The sequence below is a fragment of the Negativicutes bacterium genome (assembly GCA_018052945.1).
In the GTDB taxonomy this organism is placed as follows: domain Bacteria; phylum Bacillota; class Negativicutes; order JAGPMH01; family JAGPMH01; genus JAGPMH01.
Genome location: JAGPMH010000003.1, coordinates 17,234 through 36,986, shown reverse-complemented (window position 1 = coordinate 36,986; position 19,753 = coordinate 17,234). Strand labels below are relative to the sequence as shown.

Annotated in this window: 19 protein-coding genes and 1 other annotated feature; all 19 genes read left to right on the top strand. The window is 35.0% G+C overall.

Features of this window, described 5'->3' with window-relative positions; translation table 11 throughout:
* Positions 1 to 28: 28 nt before the first annotated feature.
* Complete coding sequence (locus tag KBI38_01000) at positions 29 to 1,909, top strand: cyclic nucleotide-binding domain-containing protein (protein MBP8628646.1); 1,881 nt, start codon at positions 29 to 31, stop codon at positions 1,907 to 1,909.
* A gap of 101 nt (positions 1,910 to 2,010) precedes the next feature.
* Positions 2,011 to 2,562 (top strand): 3'-5' exonuclease, encoded by a 552-nt coding sequence (locus KBI38_00995; protein MBP8628645.1) that lies wholly within the window; start codon positions 2,011 to 2,013, stop codon positions 2,560 to 2,562.
* Positions 2,563 to 2,572: 10 nt separating this feature from the next.
* A complete protein-coding gene (locus KBI38_00990) occupies positions 2,573 to 3,022 on the top strand; it encodes a DUF523 domain-containing protein (protein ID MBP8628644.1) in 450 nt (149 codons plus the stop codon).
* A 42-nt stretch (positions 3,023 to 3,064) separates the two neighbouring features.
* Positions 3,065 to 3,288 (top strand) — a binding site (T-box leader).
* A 47-nt stretch (positions 3,289 to 3,335) separates the two neighbouring features.
* Positions 3,336 to 5,993, top strand: coding sequence for a valine--tRNA ligase (locus KBI38_00985; GenBank protein MBP8628643.1), 2,658 nt, complete (start codon positions 3,336 to 3,338; stop codon positions 5,991 to 5,993).
* Between the two features lie 5 nt (positions 5,994 to 5,998).
* Positions 5,999 to 7,282 carry a bifunctional folylpolyglutamate synthase/dihydrofolate synthase gene (locus KBI38_00980; GenBank protein MBP8628642.1) on the top strand — a complete coding sequence of 428 codons (1,284 nt, stop codon included), beginning with the start codon at positions 5,999 to 6,001 and terminating at the stop codon, positions 7,280 to 7,282.
* Positions 7,283 to 7,318: 36 nt separating this feature from the next.
* Positions 7,319 to 8,539 carry an O-antigen ligase family protein gene (locus tag KBI38_00975; GenBank protein MBP8628641.1) on the top strand — a complete coding sequence of 407 codons (1,221 nt, stop codon included), beginning with the start codon at positions 7,319 to 7,321 and terminating at the stop codon, positions 8,537 to 8,539.
* Between the two features lie 3 nt (positions 8,540 to 8,542).
* A complete protein-coding gene (locus KBI38_00970) occupies positions 8,543 to 9,184 on the top strand; it encodes a redox-sensing transcriptional repressor Rex (GenBank protein ID MBP8628640.1) in 642 nt (213 codons plus the stop codon).
* 292 nt (positions 9,185 to 9,476) lie between these two features.
* A complete protein-coding gene (locus KBI38_00965; GenBank protein ID MBP8628639.1) occupies positions 9,477 to 10,988 on the top strand; it encodes an acetyl-CoA hydrolase/transferase family protein in 1,512 nt (503 codons plus the stop codon).
* A 13-nt stretch (positions 10,989 to 11,001) separates the two neighbouring features.
* Positions 11,002 to 12,648, top strand: coding sequence for a methylmalonyl-CoA mutase family protein (locus KBI38_00960; protein MBP8628638.1), 1,647 nt, complete (start codon positions 11,002 to 11,004; stop codon positions 12,646 to 12,648).
* Between the two features lie 24 nt (positions 12,649 to 12,672).
* Positions 12,673 to 13,065 (top strand): cobalamin B12-binding domain-containing protein, encoded by a 393-nt coding sequence (locus KBI38_00955; protein MBP8628637.1) that lies wholly within the window; start codon positions 12,673 to 12,675, stop codon positions 13,063 to 13,065.
* 70 nt (positions 13,066 to 13,135) lie between these two features.
* Positions 13,136 to 14,074, top strand: a complete 939-nt coding sequence (gene meaB, locus KBI38_00950) for a methylmalonyl Co-A mutase-associated GTPase MeaB (GenBank protein MBP8628636.1) — start codon at positions 13,136 to 13,138, stop codon at positions 14,072 to 14,074.
* Positions 14,075 to 14,124: 50 nt separating this feature from the next.
* The gene (gene mce / locus KBI38_00945) at positions 14,125 to 14,532 is read left to right on the top strand and encodes a methylmalonyl-CoA epimerase (protein ID MBP8628635.1); all 408 of its coding nucleotides are present in this window, start codon (positions 14,125 to 14,127) and stop codon (positions 14,530 to 14,532) included.
* Positions 14,533 to 14,564: 32 nt separating this feature from the next.
* Positions 14,565 to 16,094: a methylmalonyl-CoA carboxyltransferase gene (locus KBI38_00940; protein ID MBP8628634.1), complete on the top strand. Its 1,530-nt coding sequence runs from the start codon at positions 14,565 to 14,567 to the stop codon at positions 16,092 to 16,094.
* 17 nt (positions 16,095 to 16,111) lie between these two features.
* Positions 16,112 to 16,267 carry a hypothetical protein gene (locus KBI38_00935; protein MBP8628633.1) on the top strand — a complete coding sequence of 52 codons (156 nt, stop codon included), beginning with the start codon at positions 16,112 to 16,114 and terminating at the stop codon, positions 16,265 to 16,267.
* A 30-nt stretch (positions 16,268 to 16,297) separates the two neighbouring features.
* Positions 16,298 to 16,678 carry a biotin/lipoyl-binding protein gene (locus KBI38_00930; GenBank protein ID MBP8628632.1) on the top strand — a complete coding sequence of 127 codons (381 nt, stop codon included), beginning with the start codon at positions 16,298 to 16,300 and terminating at the stop codon, positions 16,676 to 16,678.
* Between the two features lie 82 nt (positions 16,679 to 16,760).
* The gene (locus tag KBI38_00925) at positions 16,761 to 18,047 is read left to right on the top strand and encodes an ArsB/NhaD family transporter (protein ID MBP8628631.1); all 1,287 of its coding nucleotides are present in this window, start codon (positions 16,761 to 16,763) and stop codon (positions 18,045 to 18,047) included.
* A 126-nt stretch (positions 18,048 to 18,173) separates the two neighbouring features.
* Positions 18,174 to 18,446, top strand: coding sequence for a DUF4321 domain-containing protein (locus tag KBI38_00920; GenBank protein ID MBP8628630.1), 273 nt, complete (start codon positions 18,174 to 18,176; stop codon positions 18,444 to 18,446).
* A gap of 13 nt (positions 18,447 to 18,459) precedes the next feature.
* Complete coding sequence (gene maf, locus KBI38_00915) at positions 18,460 to 19,029, top strand: septum formation protein Maf (GenBank protein ID MBP8628629.1); 570 nt, start codon at positions 18,460 to 18,462, stop codon at positions 19,027 to 19,029.
* Positions 19,026 to 19,727: a DNA repair protein RadC gene (radC, locus tag KBI38_00910; GenBank protein ID MBP8628628.1), complete on the top strand. Its 702-nt coding sequence runs from the start codon at positions 19,026 to 19,028 to the stop codon at positions 19,725 to 19,727. The genes maf and radC overlap by 4 nt, the downstream gene beginning before the upstream one ends.
* Positions 19,728 to 19,753: the final 26 nt, after the last annotated feature.

Sequence of the window (19,753 nt, the reverse complement as noted above, 5' to 3'; positions counted from 1 at the left end):
GTAAATACTTAAAGAGGGCGTGAATTTTATGCCAATAGTAACAGAAAAAAACCAAAAGTATGTTGAAACTGATTTTTCTATTGCTCAATTAACAGAAGAAGAGTTAAAAGAAATCAGAAGTTATTATTTTTACAGTATTGAAGATGTTAAGCCGCTCAACAAAAGTCAACAGTGGGTGCTAGATAATAAGTCGTTTCTTTCACCTAATTGTTGCAATCAAGTATTGTTTAAATTAAAAGGCATTATTGATATAAAAATAATAAAAGATAATTTGGTAAAAATGGCAAAGAATAATCCAATTTTGCGGACAGCTTTTTTTATTAATAATGAGAGAAGCTTACAAGTAATTTTACCGGAGCGAGCACCGGAAATAATTTTTTTAGATTATATAAAAATGAAAGTAGACAATATTGATTATTTTTTGGATGAATTATTGTTGGTGGGACAACGGCGAGGGTTTGATTTAAAAAAAGATCGGCTACTGCGGGTTAGAGTGATAAGATTTGCAGCCGATACCTATGCGATGTTGATTGTTTTCCCACAATTAATTGAAGATAATTGGGATATGAAAAATATTTTCAATGGTATTTTTCAGGATCAAGAAGGATTAGACTTAATTGCGCAAATGCCGAGTTCGCGGCAATATTCTTTTACGCAGTATTTAGAAAATCGCAGTAAGGAAGATATTATTAAAACCTTTGCATATTGGAAGAAAATACTATTTGATGCAAAGGCTCCGGAATTACCGATGAGTCAAAATGATTTAGGGTTATATGAACGAGATTCGTTTGTGACAGAACTAGATGAAAATTTGACAAATCTTACTACTGAATTTGCTAATACTAATGGTCGATTAATAGCTTTATTTGAAACAGCTTGGGGATTGATGTTACAAAAATATAGTAAAGAAAATGATGCTACTTTTGGGATAGTCTTATCTAACCACAATGATGATATTGATAATGCCGATTTTTCAAATGTGATTAATATTTTACCGGTGCGATTAAGAGAAAATCAGGAAGATAGAATTGGCTATGCGTTTAAACGCCAACAAGTTCATTTATTTATTGCAAAAAGCTATAGTGGTTGTAGTCAAAAAGAATTAGAACTCCTTTGGCCGAACTGCAAGAATCTCTTTAATCATGTTTTAAACTTTTATGATTTTTATAATAGCAAAAGATTTACTGAAGTTGATTTTTCGTTGGGGGTAAAAATTGTAGCGATTAATTCTTATGATGATAATGAAAATGACCTCATAATTTATTTTCGAAAAATTGACGAAATAATTCAGATTGAATTTGTTTACAATAAAATAGTATTTAGCAAAAACAATATTGAAAACTTATTAATTAATTTTCTTGGCGTGTTAACGCAGATGGTAACAAAACCTAATGCTAAAATTTCAGAGCTAAAGCTAATCGAAGAACCTGAAGATATTGTTGATACCGCTGAGGAAGAGCGTATTTTCAAGTTGGGCTTAGCAGAGCTTAGAAAAAAAGAATTGTTTGGTAATTTAACTGATAAGGAATGGCAAACATTAACAAAAAATATCATGGTAAAAAAATATATTAAAGGTGATATTATTTTAGCGGAAGGTGAATTGCAAGATAATATCTATCTTATTTACGAGGGCTTAGTAGAGGTTATTAGAAGTAGTAATGATGGGTGGAATCGTAAGCTTGGAGATTTGAGTTTCGGTAATATTATTTCATATAATAATTTATTTGAAGCTAAAGAAAGTTCTATTAGTGCCAAGGTTATTTCCAAAAAGGCCAATATTATTATCATTAAAAATGAGTATATTAATGCTGTTTTGGCCAGTAATTTCGACTTTTTAAAAGATGTTATTAAAGCGATTACAGCACAAGCTGAGTTGTTTCAGAATTTATGGCTGAAAAATATAGAGTGAAATTAGCTACCGATTTTATAATTGCTTTGCTTAGGGCTGCTTTTTATTTAAGATTATTTACAGTATAATGAAAGCAGTTTTAAAGTTAGAGAGGTAGTAAAATGGAATTTGTGGCAATTGATTTTGAAACAGCTAATAGTAGTAGAGACAGTGTTTGCAGTGTGGCGGTAGTTGGCGTTAAGGATAATAAGATGTATGAAATGTTTTATTCTTTAGTGCAACCGCCAGTGATGGATTTTAGTTATTATAATACACAAATTCATGGCATTACAGCAACTGACGTAAAAAATATGCCGACCTTTCCTAGCATTTGGGCTGAACTAAAAGGCTACTTAAATAACAACATTGTGTTAGCGCATAATGCCAGTTTTGATATGAGCGTATTAAAAAGTATACTTAATACTTATAATTTAGAAAAGCCTAATTTTAAATACTACTGTACAGTAAGCTTAGCGAAAAAAGTATGGCCGGAGCTAGAAAATCATAAATTAAATACTTTGGCGAGTTATTTTAATATTAACTTTAAACACCATAATGCATTGCATGATTCTAAAGTTTGTGCAATGGTGGCTGTTTTAGCAACCAGAAAATTAAACAGTAAGAATTTTGCTCAATTAATAACGAAGTTAAATTTAAAAGATAATAAATTTTAAGGAGCAGATGATGATATTAGTAAGTGCGTGTTTATTAGGCGAGAAGGTTAGATATGATGGCAGTGGTTATAATAATGAAATATTAAATAAATATAAACATTTAGCTAAATTTCAGGTGGTCTGCCCAGAGGTTTTAGCAGGACTAAGCATTCCAAGAAATCCAGCGGAGATTACCGCTAATAAAGTTTTGACTAATAAGGGTGAAGATGTTACAAATTACTTTATCAATGGTGCTTATCTAACCATGAAATTAGCTAAAAAACAGGGCATAAAGACTGCAATTTTAAAAGCTAATAGTCCTTCGTGCGGAAATAAGCTAGTTTATGATGGTACTTTTCAAAACAAAAAGGTTAAGGGGCAAGGATTGACGGCGCAGATGTTAACTTTAGCAGGGGTTGCTGTATATTCGGAAGAAGAATTGACCGAAGAGTTGCTGGTTAGATTAATACAAGAAGACTAACTTGACAATAAAAAACGAAAAAGTTATTATTGATATTATATAAAAAAGGCAATGAAGAAGAGAGTACATTATAATTTTATGGCAAGAGAGAAGACCCTAGGCTGAGAGGTCTTTCATAAAACATAATGGAAGGTAGCTTTGGAGCTGTTATGCTGAAATTTATAGTAGGTGTAATCGGTTCGCCTCGTTATTGGCGTTGAGTTCATAGTAAAAGTGCTATGGAAAATTAAGGTGGTACCACGAAAGTAAGCCCTTTCGTCCTTTGGGATGAAGGGCTTTTATATTTTTTTGAGTAGAAATCAGGAGGTTTAACATGGAAGAAAAAAATATTCCGACGGTTTATGATCCGCAAAGTTTTGAGAAAAAATGGTATAAGTATTGGGAAGATAATAAGTTATTTCATGCTGAAGTAAAGATGGATAAACAGCCTTTTAGCATTGTTATTCCGCCACCAAATGTTACGGGTCAATTGCATATGGGACATGCTCTTGATAATACACTACAAGATATTCAAATTAGATGGCGCAGAATGCAAGGGTATAATACTTTATGGATGCCGGGAGCAGATCATGCGGGGATTGCAACCCAAATAAAAGTTGAAGAAATGTTGGCACAAGATAATATTTCACGCTATGATTTAGGCCGTGATAAATTCATTGAAAAAGTATGGGAATGGAAAGAACAATATGGTGATAGAATTATAACCCAATTAAAAAGTTTAGGGGCTTCGTGTGATTGGGAGCGAGAGCGCTTTACGATGGATGAGGGTTGCTCTAAAGCCGTGCGAGAAGTTTTTGTTAGTTTATATGAAAAGGGTCTTATTTATCAAGGGTATCGCATTACTAATTGGTGTCCGCGTTGTAATACGGCGCTGAGTGATATTGAGGTAGAACATGAAGATAAACCGGGGAATTTATATCACTTACGTTACCAAGTGGAAAATAGCGATGAATATATAATTGTAGCGACCACCAGACCGGAAACAATGTTGGGTGATAGTGGTGTGGCAGTGCATCCGGAAGATGAACGCTATTGTCATTTAATTGGTAAAAATTTAATTTTGCCGATAGTGGAACGGAAAATTCCAATATTTGCCGATGATTATGTTGATCCTTCGTTTGGAACTGGAGCGGTAAAAGTTACTCCGGCTCATGACCCTAATGATTTTGAAATGGGACAGCGTCATAATTTAGAGCAAATTGTTATTTTAAATTCCAATGCAACGATGGCGGAAAATACCGGTAAATATCAAGGTTTGGATCGTTATGCTTGTCGCAAAGCTTTATTGCAGGATTTAGAAGCAATTGGCGCTTTAGTAAAAATAGAAGAACATAATCATGCGGTGGGACAATGCCAACGTTGTAGCACTATTGTTGAGCCAATGGTGTCAAAACAATGGTTTGTTAAAATGGAGTCGTTAGCACAACCTGCTATCGCGGCGGTTGAAACAGAAAAAATTAAATTTGTTCCAGAACGCTTTACTAAAATTTATTTAAATTGGTTGGATGGTATTAGGGATTGGTGTATTTCACGACAAATTTGGTGGGGACATCGTATTCCAGCGTGGTATTGTGAATGTGGTGAAACTATTGTTGCTAGAGATAGTGTGAATAGTTGTCCAAAATGTGGTAGTGCTAATGTAAAGCAGGATGAAGATGTTCTTGACACTTGGTTTAGTTCGGCGTTATGGCCGTTTTCGACAATGGGTTGGCCGGAACAAACACCAGAGTTAAAGCAGTTTTACCCTACTAGTGTGTTGGTTACCGGTTATGATATTATTTTCTTTTGGGTTGCTAGAATGATTATGATGGGCTTAGAGTTTCAGCAAGAAATACCATTTAAGCATGTCTTTATTCATGGTTTAGTTCGTGACTCTCAAGGACGCAAGATGAGTAAATCTTTAGGCAATGGTATTGATCCGTTGGAAGTTGTTGAGAAATACGGTGCCGATACCTTGCGCTTTATGCTGATTACTGGTAATACGCCGGGAAATGATATGAGATTTTATTGGGAAAGAGTAGAGTCGACGCGTAATTTTGCTAATAAGTTATGGAATGCTTCACGATTTGTGTTGATGAATTTAACTGACTATGATGAAAACTTTGATCCACAAGCAAGCGACTATACTTTAGCTGATAAGTGGATTTTGAGCCGTTATAATCAAACAGTGAGCGATGTAACGCGCAACTTAGAGCGATTTGAGTTAGGGGAAGCTGGTAGAGCGATTTATGAATTTATTTGGAATGAATTTTGTGATTGGTATATTGAGCTTAGCAAAGCCCGTTTATATAACAAAGAAGATAGTAGAGCTCGTCAAACTGCACAATCCGTGTTGTGCTATGTTTTAGAAAATACTTTAAAATTATTGCACCCGTTCATGCCATTTATTACTGAAGAAATATGGCAACATATTCCGCATGAGGGCGATAGTATTATTGTGGCAAGTTGGCCGGTAGAACAAACTACATTAACTGATAAAAAAGCTGAACTAAACATGGAAATAGTTATGGAAACAATTAAGGCAATTCGTAATATGAGAGCGGAAGTTAATGTAGCACCCGGTCGTAAAAGTGAAGCAATCTTACAATTAGCCAGTGCCGAATTAGTAGAGCTCTTTGAGCTTAATGCAAGTTATGTTAAAACTTTAGCGGCGGTAGAACCATTAAATGTTTCATTAACAACACCGGAAAAACCAGAAAATGCTATGGCAGCAGTGGTTAGCGGTGTGGAAATATATATGCCGTTAAAGGGGTTAATTGATGTAGACAAAGAAACAGCACGTTTAAATAAAGAGTTGCTAACTTTAGATAAAGAGTTAGCACGAGTTAGCGGAAAGTTATCGAATGAGGGCTTTGTGGCAAAAGCACCGCCTGATGTTATTGAAAAAGAAAAAGCAAAGCAACAAGAGTTTGAGGAAAAAGTAAAAGCTATTAATGAAAGATTAAGTTACTTAGCTAGTTTAAAGGACTGACCAAGATGAATTACGAAGAAGCTTTGTTATATTTAGAAAACTTAAATTCTTTCGGCATTAAATTGGGGTTAGAACGAATAAAAAATTTAGTGCAATTATTAGGTAATCCACAAGACCAATATAAAACTATTCATATTACCGGTACTAATGGTAAAGGTTCAACGACAGCGATGCTTGCTAAAATTTTGATGGAAAGCGGTATTAAAGCGGGGATGTATAGCTCTCCGCATTTGATATCATATACTGAACGAATGAAAATCGGTGATACCGAAATTAGTACTACTGATTTTGCTGAAACTATCACTGTGGTTTCAAAAGCTGTAACAAAGATGCTTGAAGGTGGAGATGAAAGCCCGACGCAATTTGAAGTTTTGACGGCAGCAGCTTTTTATTATTTTGCACAGCAAAAAGTAGAATATGCGGTGATTGAGGTTGGGCTGGGTGGATTATTAGATTCAACTAATATTATTATGCCGGAAGTTTCAGTAATCACTAATATAGAAATGGATCATGCTGATCGTTGTGGTGGTAGCATTGAATCAATTGCAGAGAATAAGGCTGGTATTATCAAAGACAACATACCGTTGGTAGTAGGGATAGAAAATGATACTATTGAGATTGTTGAAAAAATTGCTTCAAGAAAAAAAGCACCGGTTTATAGATTGCAAAAGGATTTTAACAGCTCTTTCGAAAAAATAGTGGCAGAGCAACAAGTTTTAAGATTCAGTAATGGAGCCAAAGAGTTTTATTATAATATAAACTTATTGGGTGAACATCAGATTAAAAACAGTGCGCTAGCTTGTCAAGTGGCATTATTGTTGAGTGAAACAAATCCGGCAATTAATATTGATAAGATCAGTAGTGGTTTATCAAAGGCAGTGTGGCCGGGACGATTTGAGATTATCAGTAATAATCCGCTGGTTGTTATTGATGGAGCACATAATTTAGCTGGTGCGAAAGCTTTGGCGGAAAATCTTAAGCGATATTTCCCGAACAAACAAAGAGTATTGTTGTTGGGGATATTAAAAGATAAAGATGTTGAGGGGATTATCCAAACCTTGGTTTTGCCGGATGATCTGGTTGTGGTAACAGAGCCTGATTCAGAGCGTGCTGCGAGTGCTGAGATTGTAGCGGAAAAAGTATCGGCAAAATTTGTTACGGCGATTAGCGATAGTGAATTGGCTTTAAAAACAGCCTTAGCCTTAAAGCAAGAAAACAGTATTCTATGTGTGGCCGGTTCATTATATTTAATTGGAAAAATCAGAAGTCTGTTGAAAGCTAATTCATGAATTAATAAATTTATTAAGAAAATATAAGGTGAATTTGTGAATAAATATTTTAAAAATAATAAATACTTTTCATTATTAAACTATATTATTGAATATAGCATTTTGGGGTTAGCTTTTTTCTTAGCATTAAATCAAGATATTGCTAGTGGTTTTTTATTAACAGGAACATTAGCTTATCTTATAAAGTTAAGTTGCTTTAAAGATGTGAAGTTTAAATATAGTATTGTTGATCTTCCGATAGCATTATTAGTTGTTTTTTCAGCAATATCAATTCTAGTATCGGTTGATAAATTTTTTAGTTTTTACAATTGTTATAATTTATTGGGACGGTATGTTCTTACGTATTATTTATTAGTTCAAAATATTGAAAATATTCATCAAGTAAAAAAAGTCATTGCAGCAATTTTATTATCGGCAGTAGGTGTTATTTCTTATGGCTTTTATCAATATTTTCATGGGATTGATGTTACGCAATTTCGTTGGGTTGATGATCAACAATTTCCGGAACTTAAAACAAGGGTTTTTTCAACATTACAAAATCCGAACATTCTGGCGGGCTATTTATTAATGGTTTCTGCACTATGTTTTGGGCTGTTGTGGAAAATTAAAGAACTTTTTTGGAAAGGGTTGTTTGGTTTTATCTTTTTATTCTCAACTATTTGCTTATTATTTACATACTGCCGAGGAGCATGGTTGAGCTTGGGAATAGTATTGCTACTTTATTGTGGTAAGCAAAATAAGAAAATTTTAGTTGCGGGAATAACTGTTATTGCTTTATTTTTATTTTTTAATGTAGATTTTACAGCTAGATTATTGTCGGTTTTTAATGCTAACGATACTTCTTCGATGATGCGGTTAGCGTTGTGGGAAAGTACGTTATATATGATTAGAGATAATATCTTTACCGGAATTGGTTGGGGGACATATTGGCTGGTTTATCCACAATATGATTACTTTATTCAAGATAGTAGTGTAAAAGTAGTTCATGCCCACAATATGTATTTGAATTTTGCCGCGGAAATTGGGATTTTTGGTTTGTTAAGTTTTTTAGGCTTTAGCTTTAGTCACTTAAAAATAGGAATTACCAATAATAAGCATAGCGATGATTTTTTGCAAGGATTAAATTTAGGACTAGTTTTTATTTTGGTAATTACCTTATTAAATGGCTTTACCGATTATGTCTTATTTAATATAGAACTAAGCATGTTTTTTTGGTTATTTAGTGCATTGACGATGATATTACAGAAAATGAGATAAGGAGTGTGGCAATTGAAAGAACAAGTTGTTATTTCAAAGGCAACGATTGATCGGTTGCCGTTATATTTTAGAACGCTAAGATTAGCAAAAGAAGAAGGCATTGAAATTATATCTTCAGAAGAGCTGGGGTTTAGATTGGGGATAACGCCTGAACAGATTAGAAAAGACTTAACTTCTTTTGGGCAGTTTGGTAAAAAAGGTGTCGGTTATTACGTGCAAGAGTTAATGCGTAATATTGGTGAAATCTTAGGCTTAAATAACAATTGGAATATAGCGGTGGTAGGGATTGGTCATTTAGGGACAGCGTTAGCCAATTATCAAAACTTCTTTTCGCTAGGTTTTAACTTGGTAGCGTTACTAGATAAAGACGAATTGGTTATCGGTCATAATATAAATGGAATTGAAATTTCTTCGTTTGATAACTTGGAAAAGGTAATAAAAGAACGAGAAGTTCATATTGGTGTGATTTCAGTGCCGTCACAATTTGCCCAAGAGGTAGCTGATAGGCTTGTAAAAGCGGGCGTAATTGGAATTTGGAATTTTGCCCCAATTAAAATTAGAGTTCCAGAACATATCTGTATTGTTAATGAAGATTTGTCAGTGGGCCTTAGTAGTTTATCATTTCATTTATCGAGGAAAAAATAATTGTTAAATGGCAGGATTTTTTGACAAAAGAGCGAAATATATTTAATTATAATAAGTTTGAACAAAATTTCACAAAATGCTATTACTTATAGAAAAAATATGAGTAAAAATACCGTCAATGGTCAGTAATGTCTACTTGACGGTATTGCTGTGTAGTGGTATGCTAATCAGTGGGATAATTAAAATATATGCTAAGATAGTATAAAGTTATCAAGTGTGTTTTTAATTAACTATAAAATTAAGTAAGAAATGGCCAATTTTTTTCGTTGACCTACCAAGGAGGAAGTTTTAAATGATTGACATTCGTGATCGCGTGCGTAATACCGAGCTTCATGCGAAAATTGTTTCAGCAGAAGAAGCAGCTGCGTTCATAAAACCTGGCATGAATATTGGCGTAAGCGGATTTACCCCTGCGGGCTATCCAAAAGCTGTGCCAATGGCTTTAGCAAAGAGAATGGAACAAACACCTTTCCAAGTTAATATTTGGAGTGGAGCATCTGTTGGTGATGAACTAGATGGTTCACTAGCGAGAGTAAATGGTATCAAAAAACGTATGCCATACCAAACTAATGGTGCTTTACGCAAACAAGTAAATGATGGAACAGTTGATTATTGTGATCTTCATTTAAGCGAATCAGCACAATTTGCACGTTATGGTTACATGGGCGGCAATATCGACATCGCTATTGTTGAAGCATGTGCAATTACTGAAGAGGGACACATTATCCCAACAACTTCGATGGGTAACACTGCTTCATATGTACAAAGCGCAGATGTTGTTATTGTTGAAGTTAATACATCGCAACCACTAGAATTAGAAGGTATGCATGATGTATATATTCCAATGGATCCACCACATCGTTTGCCAATTCCAATTGTAAGTGTAGGGGATAGAATTGGTACAACTTATATTCCTTGTGGTATGGACAAAATCAAATATATCGTTCCTTGCGATATTAAAGATGATGTTCGTCCATTTGGCGATATTGATGATGATTCAAGACGAATGTCAGAATTGACAATTGAATTCTTTAAAAACGAAATTAAAGCTGGCCGTATGCCTAAAAATTTATTACCATTACAATCCGGCGTTGGTTCGGTTGCTAATGCTGTAATTAGTGGCTTTGTAAATTCAGACTTTACTGGTCTAGAAGTTTATACGGAAGTAATCCAAGACGGGATGTTTGACCTTGCTGATGCCGGCAAACTTAAATGCGCATCAGGAGCGTCCTTCTCACCATCACCGGATGGATTAGTGCGTTTTTATCAAAATATAAGTGACTATCGCACTAAAATGTTCCTTCGTCCTCAAGAAATTTCCAACAATCCTGAAGTTGTTCGTCGCCTTGGTGTTATTGCGATGAATACAGCGATTGAATTTGATATATATGGCAATGTTAATTCAACTCATATTATGGGTTCGAAAATGATGAATGGTATTGGTGGTGCAGGTGATTTTGCACGTAATGCATCTTTAACATGTTTCTTCACACCATCCACTGCGAAAAACGGCAGTATTTCGTCAATCGTTCCAATGGTATCACACGTTGATCACACTGAGCATGACACTGACGTTTTTGTAACAGAAATTGGGCTAGCAGACGTTCGTGGCTTAAGTCCAAAAGAGCGTGCTCGTGTTATTATTAATAATTGTGCTCATCCTGACTATAGACCTATGTTGCTTGATTATTTAGAGAGAGCTGAAAAAGCTACAAAAAAAGCACACACTCCACATTTAATGAGTGAAGCTTTGTCATGGCATAATAGATTTATGGAAACAGGCACAATGAAAAAACAAAAGTAAGGAGGCATATTTAATGAGCAATGAAAATTTAAAAGCTAAATTGGCGGAATATGATGCCAAAGTTCAAAAAGCTATAGCGAAATTCCCAGAACGTAATAATCTTTCCGAAAAACGTATTTATACTCCACTTGATGTTGAGGGTACTGACTACTTGAGTGAAATTGGTTTCCCAGGTGAGTTTCCATTCACCCGTGGTGTTCAACCAACAATGTACCGTGGTCGTTTCTGGACTATGCGTATGTATGCAGGGTTCTCAACTGCGGAGGAGTCCAATAAACGTTATCGTTACTTAATTGAGTCCGGTGCTACAGGATTATCTTGTGCATTCGACTTACCAACACAAATTGGTTATGATTCAGATGATGAAATCTCAACTGGTGAGGTTGGTAAAGTAGGGGTTGCGATTGACTCTTTATCTGATATGGAAATTCTTTTCGATCAAATCGATTTAGGAAAAGTTTCAACTTCCATGACAATTAATGCACCGGCATCAGTATTACTTGCAATGTATATTGCAGTTGCTGAAAAACAAGGTGTTTCAGCTGATTTATTAAAAGGAACTATTCAAAATGATATTTTGAAGGAATATGCGGCTCGTGGAACTTATATTTTCCCTCCAAAACCTTCAATGCGTTTAATTACTAATATCTTTGAATATTGCTCAAAAAATGTGCCTAACTGGAATACAATTTCTATTTCCGGTTACCATATTCGTGAAGCTGGTTCAACTGCATCACAAGAAATCGCATTTACAATTGCTGATGGTATTGCTTATGCAGAAGCAGCGATTAAAGCTGGTTTAGACGTTGACGCGTTTGCAGGTCGTTTATCATTCTTCTGGAATGCACATAACAATGTATTAGAAGAGGTTGCTAAATTCCGTGCATCACGTCGTGTATGGGCAAAAGTAATGAAAGAGCGTTTTGGTGCGAAAAATCCTAAATCATGGATGCTTCGTGTTCATACTCAAACTGCTGGTTCAATGCTTACAGCTCAACAACCTAACAACAATATCATCCGTGTTGCGCTTCAAACTGCAGCTGCTGTTATGGGTGGTACACAATCACTTCACACTAATTCCAAAGATGAAGCATTAGCATTACCAACTGAAGAGTCAGTAATGATTGCACTTCGTACACAACAAATCGTTGCGTATGAAAGTGGTTTAGCTGATGTAATCGATCCATTAGCAGGTTCTTACTATGTAGAAGCACTTACTAATCAAATCGAAGCAGAAGCTTGGGAATACATCAAGAAAATTGATGAAATTGGTGGCGCTGTTACTGCAATTGAAAAAGGTTACATCCAAAAAGAAATTCAAGACAGTGCTTATAAATGGCAAATGGATGTTGAAAAAGGCAATAAAGTTATTGTTGGGGTTAATAAATTCCAAGTTGAAGAAAAACCGGTTGAAGGTTTATTACGTGTAGATGCTTCCGTTGGCGAACTTCAAAAACAAAAACTTGCTAAATTAAGAGCTGAACGTGACAATGCAGCAGTTACTGCTAGTCTTACAGCACTTGAAGCAGGCTGTAACGATGAGTCTGTAAACTTAATGCCACTAATTTTAAATGCAGTAAAAACATATGCTACATTAGGTGAAATTTGTGGAGTTATGCGTAAAGTATTCGGTGAATACGAATCGCATGTAAATCTATAATAGCAAGAGTTGGAGGGACGACATATGGAAAAACGTATTAGAGTATTAGTAGCAAAACCAGGTCTTGATGGTCATGACCGTGGTGCTAAAGTTGTAGCACGTGCTCTTCGTGATGCTGGTTTTGAAGTAGTATATACAGGTCTTCGTCAAACACCTGAGCAAATTGCTGAGGCTGCACTTCAAGAAGACGTTAATGTAGTTGCAATGAGTATTTTATCTGGTGCTCATGGCCATTTATTCCCTAAAGTTGTAGGGTTACTTAAAGAAAAAGGCATGGAAGATGTATTAGTTGTTGGTGGTGGAGTTATTCCTGATGCTGACATTCCTGCATTAAAAGAAGCTGGTGTAGCAGAAGTATTTACACCAGGTACACCTACAAGTGCAATCGTTGATTTTATAAATACTAACGTAAAATAATTGATTGATTTGCGTGTTGCTCTCTAACTTATAGCAGAGAGCAACACGTTTAATAAGGTGGTGTGACTAGATGGATATAGCAAAAAAAGTATTAGAAGGAAATAGGCTGGCACTTTCAAGAGCTATTACAGCTGTTGAAAACGAATATGATGAAGCTATTAGCATTATGCGTGATTTGTATCCGCATACCGGTAGAGCTCTTGTAATTGGCATAACTGGTCCTCCTGGAGCAGGTAAAAGTACTTTGACTGATAAACTTGCCAAAGAATGTCGCCGTCAAGGTAAAACTGTTGGAATTATTGCTGTAGATCCAACTAGTCCTTTTTCTGGTGGGGCAATTTTAGGTGACCGTATTAGAATGAATGAGTTAACCTTAGATGAAGGCGTGTTTATTCGTAGTATGGGTACTAGAGGTCGCTTAGGTGGATTATCAAGAAAAACTGCAGAAGCAGTTAAGATAATGGACGCCTCAGGAAAAGATGTTATCTTAGTTGAAACAGTTGGCGTAGGCCAATCAGAGGTTGATATTGTTAGTGCGGCGGATACTACTTTGGTAGTATTGGTTCCGGGCTTGGGTGATGATATTCAAGCTATCAAAGCCGGTATTTTAGAAATCGGTGATGTTTTTGCCATTAATAAAGCTGATCGCGATGGCGCAGATAAACTCAATATTGAATTGAATATGATGTTGGATCTCAATACTGAAAAGATGGATTGGCGACCAACAATAAAACAAACAATTGCTAGCCAAGATAAAGGGGTAAAAGAACTTTTTGAGGCTTTAGAAGAACATTTTAATTATTTAAAAGAATCTGGGAAACTTGTTACTCGTCGTAATGAAAGAACGAGAAATGAGTTATTATCGATATTAAAAACTGAACTTGGAAATTATGTTTTGCGTAAAATTGACGAAAATGGTGAGTTAGACAAATTTGTAGCTGATATACAAGCTCGTCGTAACGATCCTTATACAATAGTAGAAAAAACATTACAAAGTATGTTAAAATGAAATGTAGAGAACTTCTCTACAAAATTTAAAAATTTTAAGGGGGTATAGATATGTTTAATGTAGGTAGAGTTGATCATATCGGTATTGCGGTAAAAGATATAGAACAAGCTAAAAAGTTTTATACTGAGTTTTTAGGGATGAAAGCTTTAGGTGAAGAAGTTGTTGAAGAACAAAAAGTAAAAGTTTGTTTCATACCTTGTGGCGATAGTGAAATTGAATTATTGGAGTCAACTTCTCCAGATGGTCCAATTGCTAAACACATCGAGAAAAAAGGCGAAGGAATTCAACACATTGCATTAAGAGTGGATAACATTGAAGCAGCTATTGCTGATTTAATGGCAAAAGGCGTTCGTATGATTGATGAAAAACCACGTTACGGTGCCGGCGGAGCGAAAATTGCTTTCGTACATCCAAAATCAACTGGTGGTATTTTATTAGAAATTTCAGAACGTCAATAATATCTGTAGATGAATCTGGTAGGAGGTAGAAAATGGCTACTGTTCAAGAAAGAATTGAAATTATGAAAGCTAAGCGCGAAAAAATTATGCTTGGTGGCGGCGAAGCTAGAATTGCAAAGCAACACGCCCAAGGTAAAATGACTGCGCGCGAGCGTATCGAGTTATTCTTTGACGAAGGAACGTTTGTAGAACTTGACCAGTTTGTTACACATCGTTGCACAAACTTCGGCATGGAAAAGAAAACTTTACCGGCAGAAGGTGTTGTAACCGGTTATGGTACAGTTAATGGTCGTTTAGTGTATGCTTTTGCACAAGATTTCACTGTTGAAGGTGGTTCTCTTGGTGAAATGCATGCTGCCAAAATTTGCAAAGTTTTAGACTTATCAATTAAAATGGGTGCGCCTGTAATTGGTATTAATGATTCAGGTGGAGCTCGTATTCAAGAAGCAATTGATGCATTAGGTGGATATGGTAAAATATTCTTCCGCAATACATTAGCTTCTGGCGTGGTACCACAAATTTCAGTAATAATGGGTCCTTGTGCCGGTGGTGCAGTGTACTCCCCAGCAATAACTGATTTTATTTACATGGTTAAAAATACAAGTCAAATGTTTATCACTGGTCCTGCCGTTATTAAATCTGTTACAGCAGAAGAAGTTACAGCAGAAGAACTTGGTGGAGCAATGACTCATAATAGCGTTTCCGGTGTAGCACATTTTGCAGCTGAAAACGAAGTGGATTGTATTGAACAAATCCGTTATTTATTAAGCTATTTACCAAGCAATAACTTAGAAGAAGCTCCAGTTGTTGAAACCGGAGATGATCCTAGCCGTGCTGATGAAAGCTTAAATACATTATTACCGGATAACCCTAACATGCCTTATGACATGAAAGATGTTATTACAACTATCGTTGATAACGGTGAATTCTATGAAGTTCATGAACATTATGCAAAAAACATCATCACTTGCTTTGCTCGTTTTGATGGTAGATCTGTTGGTATTATTGCTAACCAACCTTCAGTTATGGCAGGTTGCTTAGATGTAAATGCTTCTGATAAATCATCAAGATTTATTCGTTTCTGTGATGCTTTCAATATTCCAATTGTAAATCTTGTTGACGTGCCTGGTTTCTTACCTGGAACAGATCAAGAATATGGCGGTATTATTCGTCATGGTGCTAAAATGCTTTATGCATATTCGGAAGCAACTGTACCAAAAATTACAGTTATTACTCGTAAAGCATACGGTGGATCTTATTTAGCAATGTGTTCACAAGATTTAGGTGCTGACCAAGTTATGGCTTGGCCAACGGCTGAGATTGCGGTTATGGGACCTGCTGGTGCGGCTAATATTATTTTCCGTAAAGATCCTAACGTTGCAGAAAAAACTGATAAATATATCGAAGAATTTGCAACTCCTTACAAAGCTGCTGAACGCGGTGTTGTAGACATGGTTATTGAACCAAGAGAAACAAGACCTCGTATTATCACTGCCTTGAATATGCTAGCGAGCAAACGCGAAGCTCGTCCGGCTAAAAAACATGGTAATATACCATTATAAGAGGAAAGGTGATTATTATGAAAATAGATGCAAAAAATGTTAGCCCTGAAATTGTGGCTGCAATAGCTGCTGCGGTAGCTGAAATGACTGGTAATAAAATTGTGGCAATTCGCATTAAAACAAGCGAAGTTTGGGCTGCTGCTGGTCGTCAAAAATTAATGAACTCACACTAAAAATAATTTAATTTTATGGAGGAATCTAACGTGAAAAAATTTAACATTAAAGTAAATGGTACTGCATTTGAAGTTGAAGTTGAAGAAGTAAAAGCTGCTCCGGTTGTTAAAGCTGCTGCTGCACCGGCACCGGCTGCGAAACCAGCTGCTGCACCGGCACCGGCTGCTGCACCTGCTCCAGCAGTTGTTGCTGATGGTGATACTCCTGTTAATGCACCAATGCCTGGTAAAATCGTTAAAATCGTAGCTGAAGCTGGTAAAGCAGTTAAAAAAGGTGATGTTGTATTAATTCTTGAAGCTATGAAAATGCAAAATGAAATCACTGCACCTGCTGATGGTAAATTAAAATCAGTTAATGTTGCAGCTGGTCAAAGTGTTAAACCTGGTGACGTGTTAGCAGTTATCGGTTAATAAAATATTTGATGATAGTGATATCAAAATAGGAGGAGTCTGTTCACACAGGCTTCTTCTATTTTTTTTTGAGGTGAAAAATTTGATTAATTCTGGTTTATTAGCAGGTATAATTTTTATTATAATGTATGTTTTTATTGCTAGTGAAAAAATTAATAGAACTGTAGTGGCAATGTTAGGGTCACTCTTAATGGTTTTAACAGGTATAATAACACAAGAAAAAGCTATCCACCATATTGATTTTAATACTTTAGGATTATTGATTGGTATGATGATTATTGTTGCAATAACAGGACAAACCGGAGTTTTTAATTATATTGCAATTTATGCTGCCAAGGTAGCAAAAGGTGAGCCTAAAAGAATTTTAATTATATTAGCCTTGATAACTGCAGTTTGTTCAGCTTTTCTTGATAATGTAACAACAGTTTTGTTGATTGTACCTGTAACTATTAGTATTACTAAAAAACTGAAAGTAGATCCGATTCCTTTCTTGATAACTCAAATTATTGCTTCTAATATTGGGGGAACCGCCACTTTAATTGGTGATCCGCCCAATATTATGATCGGTAGTGCAGTTAAAGAGTTGACATTTTTGGCATTTATCCAAAACTTAGCACCAATTGCGGTCATTAATTTAATTGTGGTGGTGGGTATTTTAAGTTTTCTTTATCGTAAAAAATTAATGGCACAAGATTCTTTGAAAGCTGAAATAATGAAGTTAGAGCCTGAAGCAGAAATAAAAGATCGAAGATTATTAAAAAAATCACTAGGAATCTTAATGTTAACATTATTAGGATTTTTTATGCATCAAAGCTTGAACTTAGAGTCTTCGACTATTGCTTTAACTGGTGGTTTTTTATTATTAGCTACTGTCGGAAAAAAACATAATTTTATTGAAAGTGTTTTAGAAAAAATTGAGTGGGGAACGATCTTTTTTTTCATCGGTTTATTTATTGCAGTGGGTGCTTTGATTGAAACAGGTATTATTAAGCAAATTGCTTTATATTGTTTTGAAATAACAAAAGGTGAAGTTTTAGAAACCTCATTATTAGTATTGTGGCTGAGTGCAATAATTTCTGCCTTTCTTGATAATATACCATTTGTAGCAACAATGATTCCGTTAATTTTTGATATGGGGAATATGGGAATTGTTAATTTAGAGCCAATCTGGTGGAGTTTAGCCTTAGGAGCCTGCTTAGGTGGTAATGGTACAATTATTGGTGCTAGTGCTAATTTAATTGTAGCGGCAATGGCGGCAGAAAAAGGACATAATATTTCTTTTGTAAAATACTTAAAAGTTGGGTTTCCTGTAATGTTATTAACAATTTTAATATCAACAAGCTATGTTTATCTTAGATTTTTAAATTAAACTTCAAAAAGATAAGAATTATTTTAAAATAATTCTTATCTTTTTTTACTCTTCTAGTAAGATATAAAATGTGATATAATAGCAAAAGTAATGTGTATTATTTAACTTAGTAGTGGAGGTGTTATTTTGCGGGGAAATACTGGTAGAGGTTATGGTATTTTAGCTTTATTTGTTATTACTGGAGCGATATTAGGTGGTATTTTAGGTGAAATAATATCTAGCACAGCTGCGTTTTCCGGAATAGCACATTATTTAGTGCAAACTTATCCAATAATTGATTTAGCTCCGGTTAGTATAAATTTATATGTTATAAAGATAGCATTAGGATTTACACTGCAACCTAATTTAATAAGTATTTTTGGAATAATACTTGCAATATTTTTATTTAAAAGGTTTTAATTGAGGTGTTTTTATGATTATTTTAGCTTCGGCTTCGCCTCGGAGAAGTGAATTATTACAACAAATCGGTTGTGAGTTTATTGTTAAAGTAAGTTCGACGGCAGAAGTAATTTCTGCAGATTTAAATCCTTATGAAATTGCAATGCTTAACGCTTCACTAAAGGCAAAGGAAATTGCCTCAACTGAAAATGAAGTTGAAAGTACTATTATTGGTGCTGATACCGTAGTGGTAGTATCAGATAATATTTATGGAAAACCGAAAAACAAACTTGAAGCAATAGAATTTTTAAAAATTTTATCAGGTAAAGAACATAAAGTGATAACAGGAATAGCCATTATCACAGCGGATGAATGTATTGTTGATTATGAAGAAACTATTGTTACATTTAGAACATTGACAGAAGATGAAATTATAAAATATGTTGAAACAGAAGAACCGCTTGACAAAGCTGGAGCTTATGGGATACAAGGAATTGGTGCGATTTTTGTAGAAAAAATATGTGGTTGTTATAGTAATGTAGTAGGATTGCCATTAAGCAAGTTGTATAAAATTTGTCATGAGGCAGGGATTAAATTGCTATGAACAAAGATAAACCTTTAATGGTTAGAGATTTACCAACGGGTGAGCGTCCTCGAGAAAAATTACTGAGTGCTGGAGCTAATAATTTGAGCAATGCTGAATTGTTAGCTATTTTATTGCGAACCGGCACGAAAGAAGATTCAGTGTTAAGAGTGGCAGAAAAACTTTTGACTCAACAGAAGATGTATAATGGGGTCTGTTCGTTGGTTAATCTTAGCCCTCAGGAAATGAGTAAAGTTAAAGGGATTGGTATTGTTAAAGCAGTAACGATTTGTGCAGCCTTGGAATTAGGCAAAAGAATGCTTCAACAAACTGTAGAAAATGAAAAAATTATAAATTCGCCAGCAACATTAGCAGAATTTTTAATGCCAAGATTACGCTTTGAGCAAAAAGAGCAGTTTATGGTAGTATTACTTAATATGAAAAATCATATTATTGCTAATCCGGTAATATCAGTAGGGAGCTTAAATTCTGCTATTGTTGATGCTAGAGAAATTTTCAAAGTAGCAATAAATTATTCAGCGGCAGCATTGATTATGGTGCATAATCATCCTAGTGGTGATCCAACGCCTAGTACAGAAGATATAAATGTAACCAATAAAATTGCTGAAGCTGGTAATATTCTTGATATTAAAGTTTTAGATCATCTAATTATTGGCAATGATAAATATATAAGTTTAAAGGAACAAGGATTTTTTTGACTTAGGGAAATTGAGAGGGGAAAATA

Coding starts and splice junctions, on each gene's coding strand:
- KBI38_01000 (MBP8628646.1), top strand. CDS start 29: ATGCCAATAGTAACAGAAAAAAACCAAAAGTATGTTGAAACTGATTTT.
- KBI38_00995 (MBP8628645.1), top strand. CDS start 2,011: ATGGAATTTGTGGCAATTGATTTTGAAACAGCTAATAGTAGTAGAGAC.
- KBI38_00990 (MBP8628644.1), top strand. CDS start 2,573: ATGATATTAGTAAGTGCGTGTTTATTAGGCGAGAAGGTTAGATATGAT.
- KBI38_00985 (MBP8628643.1), top strand. CDS start 3,336: ATGGAAGAAAAAAATATTCCGACGGTTTATGATCCGCAAAGTTTTGAG.
- KBI38_00980 (MBP8628642.1), top strand. CDS start 5,999: ATGAATTACGAAGAAGCTTTGTTATATTTAGAAAACTTAAATTCTTTC.
- KBI38_00965 (MBP8628639.1), top strand. CDS start 9,477: ATGATTGACATTCGTGATCGCGTGCGTAATACCGAGCTTCATGCGAAA.
- KBI38_00960 (MBP8628638.1), top strand. CDS start 11,002: ATGAGCAATGAAAATTTAAAAGCTAAATTGGCGGAATATGATGCCAAA.
- KBI38_00955 (MBP8628637.1), top strand. CDS start 12,673: ATGGAAAAACGTATTAGAGTATTAGTAGCAAAACCAGGTCTTGATGGT.
- meaB (MBP8628636.1), top strand. CDS start 13,136: ATGGATATAGCAAAAAAAGTATTAGAAGGAAATAGGCTGGCACTTTCA.
- mce (MBP8628635.1), top strand. CDS start 14,125: ATGTTTAATGTAGGTAGAGTTGATCATATCGGTATTGCGGTAAAAGAT.
- KBI38_00940 (MBP8628634.1), top strand. CDS start 14,565: ATGGCTACTGTTCAAGAAAGAATTGAAATTATGAAAGCTAAGCGCGAA.
- KBI38_00935 (MBP8628633.1), top strand. CDS start 16,112: ATGAAAATAGATGCAAAAAATGTTAGCCCTGAAATTGTGGCTGCAATA.
- maf (MBP8628629.1), top strand. CDS start 18,460: ATGATTATTTTAGCTTCGGCTTCGCCTCGGAGAAGTGAATTATTACAA.
- radC (MBP8628628.1), top strand. CDS start 19,026: ATGAACAAAGATAAACCTTTAATGGTTAGAGATTTACCAACGGGTGAG.